5 protein-coding genes are annotated in these 4,045 nt (G+C 42.3%); 3 read left to right on the top strand and 2 right to left on the bottom strand.

The features are described 5' to 3' along the window. The first annotated feature begins 108 nt into the window (after nt 1–108). Together F6K49_RS36515 and F6K49_RS36510 are read left to right on the top strand one after the other, a co-directional pair. Nucleotides 109–1,251: an aminotransferase class I/II-fold pyridoxal phosphate-dependent enzyme gene (locus tag F6K49_RS36515; protein ID WP_293085731.1), complete on the top strand. Its 1,143-nt coding sequence runs from the start codon at nt 109–111 to the stop codon at nt 1,249–1,251. Between the two features lie 206 nt (nt 1,252–1,457). Beyond that, nucleotides 1,458–1,583, top strand: a complete 126-nt coding sequence (locus F6K49_RS36510; RefSeq protein WP_293104730.1) for a hypothetical protein — start codon at nt 1,458–1,460, stop codon at nt 1,581–1,583. Here the strand turns inward: F6K49_RS36510 and F6K49_RS36505 are convergent. Further along, nucleotides 1,577–2,449: a M48 family metallopeptidase gene (locus tag F6K49_RS36505; protein WP_293104726.1), complete on the bottom strand. Its 873-nt coding sequence runs from the start codon at nt 2,447–2,449 to the stop codon at nt 1,577–1,579. The genes F6K49_RS36510 and F6K49_RS36505 overlap by 7 nt on opposite strands. Before the next feature lie 447 nt (nt 2,450–2,896). Between F6K49_RS36505 and F6K49_RS36500 the strand changes: the two genes are divergently transcribed. Continuing rightward, a complete protein-coding gene (locus tag F6K49_RS36500) occupies nt 2,897–3,052 on the top strand; it encodes a hypothetical protein (protein ID WP_293104723.1) in 156 nt (51 codons plus the stop codon). A gap of 199 nt (nt 3,053–3,251) precedes the next feature. Here F6K49_RS36500 and F6K49_RS36495 read toward each other — a convergent pair. Then, on the bottom strand, nt 3,252–4,045 hold a 794-nt coding region (locus tag F6K49_RS36495), incomplete at its 5' end, for a restriction endonuclease (protein ID WP_293104720.1).

The raw sequence follows: 4,045 nt of genomic DNA, 5'->3' as shown, positions 1-4,045 counted from the left end.
TACCACACCAATGGAAATATCTTCGGCGAACAACCTTTAACATTTAAAATGTTTTTTCCTTAAACCTTTACCCTGAAACATTATAAATTCTACATTCATCATTTTCGTATGAATAAACCAATTCTTTTGTCTACACCCCACATGGGTGATCAGGAACTGGAATTTGTTAAAGAAGCTTTTGAAACAAATTGGATTGCGCCAGTGGGTCCCCATGTGGATGCTTTTGAGCAAGAATTTTGCCAAGTTGTGGGTACTCGCCACGGAGCTGCTGTTAGTTCTGGCACAGCAGCCTTGCATCTAGCCCTACGGCTAGTTGGGGTTAAATCAGGGGATGAAGTCTTTTGCTCTACCCTTACCTTTATCGCTACTGCTAGCGCAATTACTTATTTGGGAGCCAAGCCAGTGTTCATCGACTGCGATCGCACTAGCTGGAATATGGATCCCGACTTACTGCGGCAAGCTTTAGATTGGCGGGCTCGACTGGGTAAATTACCTAAAGCCTTGGTTTTGGTTCATCTGTATGGTCAAAGTGCTGATATTGATCCGATTTTAGAGGTTTGCGATCGCTACGAGATTCCCGTGATTGAAGACGCTGCTGAAGCCTTAGGTGCCACCTACAAAGGTCGCTCTCCGGGAACCTTTGGGGAAATTGGTATTTACTCCTTCAATGGCAATAAAATTATTACTACCTCTGGTGGCGGCATGTTGGTTTCAAACCATCCTGATTTTGTCAGCAAAGCTCGTTTTCTGGCAACCCAAGCCCGAGACCCAGCCCCCCATTACCAGCACTCACACATTGGCTACAACTATCGCCTCAGCAATATTTTAGCTGGAGTTGGTCGTGGTCAATTGCGGGTTTTGAATCAAAGAGTAGCAGCCAGACGACGTAACTTTGAGATTTACCAGGAAGCCTTGGCAGAGCTGCCAGGAATAGAATTTATGCCAGAAGCCCCCTATGGACGAGCCACGCGCTGGTTAACTTGCCTGACCATTAACCCTGATGCCTTTGGAGCAGATCGAGAGCAGGTTCGCCTGGCTTTGGCTGCAAAGCAAATTGAAACCCGTCCTGTATGGAAACCATTACACTTGCAGCCTGTATTTGCTGAGTGTCACTCTATTGGTGGTGCGATCGCAGAAGATTTATTTGAGCATGGTCTTTGCCTACCTTCTGGCTCCAATCTTACCACTGAAGACCTAGAGCGGGTGATTGAAGGGATTAAGGCAACCTCTCGTTGTCTAGTACACAAGTAATATCAAGTCTGGTTGAATACCCATAATTAATCGAGAGTGTGGGGAGATGGGGAGATGGGGAGATGGGAAGATGGGGGAGATTTTTATTAAGGGTAATTACCCTGACATTATATAACCTTTTTATTTCAATTGTGAACATACTCCCTTAAAGAAAGGCAAGGTAAGTCTTAGCTGTTCGCGTAGCGTGCGCGTAGCGCATTAGCTGAATGTTTATCTCTCTACTTCCTACTTCCTACTTCCTAATCCCTACTCCCTGCTCCCTGCTCCCGCGCAACCCAAGACGAAAGTACCTGATACCAATTACCCTTCCGATTAAATACACCAACTACTGACCAAACCTACCTTCGATTTGCTCTTCAAAAGACTTCCTAGGTTTAGAGTCAACTCGCAACGAATTTCCATTGTCTGATAGCTCATAAGTTAGCGGCTTGCTCCCAAGTAGCTGGATACGACCTCGCCGTGCTAACTCCTTTGGAGGATTTTCCAGTATCAGCGCTTCGATCGCCTCAATACGCTCAGAAATAGTTGGGTGCGTCTTGCTCTTAAGGCCGCCTCCGGGCAGTTCTGCTAAAGTATCAAGCCCTCGCACAGACCCTTCCGGATCAAACCCAGCACGAGCCAAATACTGATAAGCTATGCGATCAGCTTCAAATTCTAGATTGTGACTCAACTTTTGTATTCGCTCCTGCCACTCCCTCAGCCGTTTTTGAGCTTCTTGTTGATTGTCCGCAGAGGAGACATCAATAGACGCTTCATGGGCACTTTCAATTAGCTCAGAGATATGACCGTGACTATGGTGTGCCATTTCATGGGCAATCACAAAAGCCAAAGCAGAAACATCCCCTGCCATCAGATCCAACAAACTTTTATCAAGGGTAATCACATAAGCTGAATGGGCGTAGGCTTTTGTAGAATACTCAGGGACAATCCTCACTCGCCAGAAACGAGTATCTATGTCGTTGGTGCGAACGATGCGGTCTACGATCCTGTAAATTACGTACAAGTCTTGTGGGAGTTCGGCTTTAGCCTTGTCATAGGCAGTGGGAAGTTGATATCCCAAGGGTTGTTTTAGGGAAATGTCGGGCGCGGTCTGATCGGTTTGTGCAGCAGCAGCCGTTTGCATTGATAAAGACAGAGGAAGCATTAGTGCCAGCACATAAGTGACAATCCTTGCCTGTGTTTTTACGCTTGTCAACATAATTTCTCCTTGCCCCTAGCTAAGGGGGTAAACTAATCAGAGGATAGATTTCTCTCTTCATTTACTTTCTATCAAAGTAGAATTTGGCTTGGATTTCCTAGTGTGCTACTCAATAATGTGTCCTAATCAAGTGATAATAACTAATTGAGACTAAACTTTTAGTTTTGAACTCCAAGCCTTGTCAAAAATAATCTCATGTCATCCAATCCTATATCAATCAAGGCTGATTGGATTCTAATCTGGTTAGTTAAAACTCTCCCTATTTTCCTGACTAATTTTGATTTATTTAGCTGATTTTTTTTGATTTAACAATACCCATAAGGGTACTATTTTACCGGTAGCATATAAAAAAATAGCTGATAGTTGAATCCTGAGGTTTTATTATTAAATTTTTAAGGATTTGACCATACCCATAAGGGTACTCTTTCCTCGGCAGTTTCTAGCCTAATGAGGTACAAAGTATTTTTTCCCACTTCCGACTTCCGACTTCCGACTTCCCTGTTCCCAGATCCGCTGTTCCCTGTTCCCAGATCCGCTGTTCCCTGTTACCTGTTCCCTAAAAACCCCACCAAATTCAAAACCGCTATATATTCCAACAAGTAACCCTTCAAGTCCGAATTTCGATAAGCCATCAGCAGTTACTCTCACAACCCCAAAAAAGCAATACCTCCTATCATTCCGAGCGGTAGCGAAATCTTAACTAAAGACTACCAGCGCGTCATGCAGGAGATACTCAAGTATCCTATACCAGCATTCTGAATCATTAACTCAACACCCGCTACAATTAAACAGCAGGTGTTTTTTACAATGAACTATCTTCAGAAGGCTTTTGCTTATATACTTTTTTAAATAATTTTTTCAAATTATCCCTATCCCAAAGCTCAATTTTATTACTAGCTGCCAGATTTTTGGCATTTTTTGTAAACTTACTATTAGTGATAACTAGTCCCAGGTTCGCCTGATAATGGGCAATTGCCGCCGCTACTTGCTGAACGGCATCAATCCCTACGCTACTTTGTTTTCTCTTGGCTTGAACAACAGCCTTTATCTCCCCTCTTTCAATTACCAGATCGGCTCCATAATCCCCACTTGTTTTAGTCAGCCTCACTTGGTAGCCCAGTTGCTTAAATAATTTAGCCAGAAATTCTTCAAACTCCCTCCCCGTCATTTTATCAACTGCATCTAACTGTTCATCAATATCCTCTATAGATTCAATTTGTACTTTGAGTAAATTTTCAATTTCATTGATAATGTTTAGTACAGTTTTAGTGCTAACCATTATCACTAATCCCCCAATAGAAAATTTTAATAACTTACCTAGTTTATTTATCTTTTTGTCAGGTTTAGATTTATTTTTACCTATACCTATATTATCAAAAGATGATGACTTCGATGCTCGCCTATCCTCAACGGAAAATTTACCATTATTAACTTCTTCTTTGAGTTTGCGTTTCAAATCACCTTTAGATTTATTTTTACCTATATTATCATAAGATGATGACTTCGATGCCCGCCTATCCTCAACCGAAGATTTACCATTATTCACTTCTTCTTTGAGTTTGCGTTTCAAATCACGAGAAACCATTAACCGTTCAA

This window comes from Moorena sp. SIO3I6 (assembly GCF_010672095.1).
The sequence above is the reverse complement of the archived record's forward strand: the minus strand, read 5'-3'. Positions and strand labels throughout refer to the sequence as shown.